This is a genomic window from Streptomyces sp. NPDC005070, from assembly GCF_053600395.1.
On the sequence record NZ_JBSFZS010000576.1, the window covers coordinates 1 to 1,115 of the forward strand.

At 67.9% G+C, this 1,115-nt stretch carries 1 protein-coding gene and 1 pseudogene; both read left to right on the plus strand.

The genetic code is table 11. The annotated features are described in order from the left end of the window. Positions 1–123: 123 nt before the first annotated feature. Complete coding sequence (locus ACWEBX_RS41280; RefSeq protein WP_451889799.1) at positions 124–306, plus strand: hypothetical protein; 183 nt, start codon at positions 124–126, stop codon at positions 304–306. Positions 307–494: 188 nt separating this feature from the next. After that, a pseudogene (locus tag ACWEBX_RS41285) lies at positions 495–1,115 on the plus strand (hypothetical protein); the annotation flags it as partial.

Here is a 1,115-nt window from a genome sequence, read left to right on the forward strand (position 1 = left end):
GGGCGTCCGAAGCAATGTAGGTACCGACTACTCATTCAGGAGCGTTGGACACCCGCATACGTTTCAGACATCTGAATCACCGCGCACCAGCGGGGATCCGCTGGACACGAAGCAGGAGAAGCCATGAAGGACGTTGCCGAGTTCGAGCTCATCTGCGCCAGCAAGGCGGGCAGCATGAACCACAACGAGATCGTCGTTCCTGTCGACCTGGACGCCGAGGTGGACAAAAGCACGACGCCCGTCTCGGTGTTCGCCGTCGGTGGGGACAGCTGGTCGAACCACAACGAGATCGTAATTGCCGACTGATTCTGTCAGCGCGCATGGGCAGCTTCCGTAGTGGCGGATCTGGCCGGGCTCCCAGGCCTCAGGACAGAGGTGGCCGGGGACGGCGCGTGGAGCAGGTAAGGGCTCGACCGTGATGACGACGGTCCGTGACCGCTTCCGGTCCGCCCCCTACGCGGGAAGGCGCGTGCCTTCCCGCGTCGGCACGGATCGTGGTGGTCGAGGAACTGCTGTCCAGCGTCGGGCGGGCACCACCGTCCCGTTTCTGCTGGTTTATCTGCGCGACGTGTGCCAGCCCGGCCAGCGTCGTCGGCCTGGTGCTCGTGGTGCGGGCCGTCGTAGCACTGGCCGGTGCCGTCCTCGGGGGCACTGTGTGTGACTGGTTTGGGCCGAAGGTCGTCGTCATGGCCCCGGCCGCGACTGCGGTGTTTTCAACGGGGATAGCTGCCGCCACCAGTCCGCTGGCCGGCGGCTCGGCGTTGCTCGCCCACACCGCCGCCGTCACCGTGCTGGCCCCGACCCTGGGCGCGATGCTGGCCCAGGCGGCACCGGGTCCTGTCCGCCAGGCGGCATTCGCCTGGCGTAACGCTGCTGTCAACCTTGGGGGCGCGCTGGGCGCCGCATCTGCCTTGGCAACGCTCTTCCTTGTGGGCACCGGTAGGGGGCTGCCGATGCTGTATGCCTTGGACGCAGTCTCCTTCGCCGGTTTCGCCCTCCTCGTCGCCGTAAGGGTCACCTCTTCGCCCTGGCCGGACTCTCAGGGGCCGAACAGGCCGGGCTGCGCGCCGCGAGTCCGGGCGGCGGGTATGCCGCCACGCTGGCAAGCCCGGTCC

Bases quoted from the DNA above. Each gene is read 5' to 3' on its own strand.
- ACWEBX_RS41280 (WP_451889799.1), top strand. From the start codon at position 124: ATGAAGGACGTTGCCGAGTTCGAGCTCATCTGCGCCAGCAAGGCGGGC.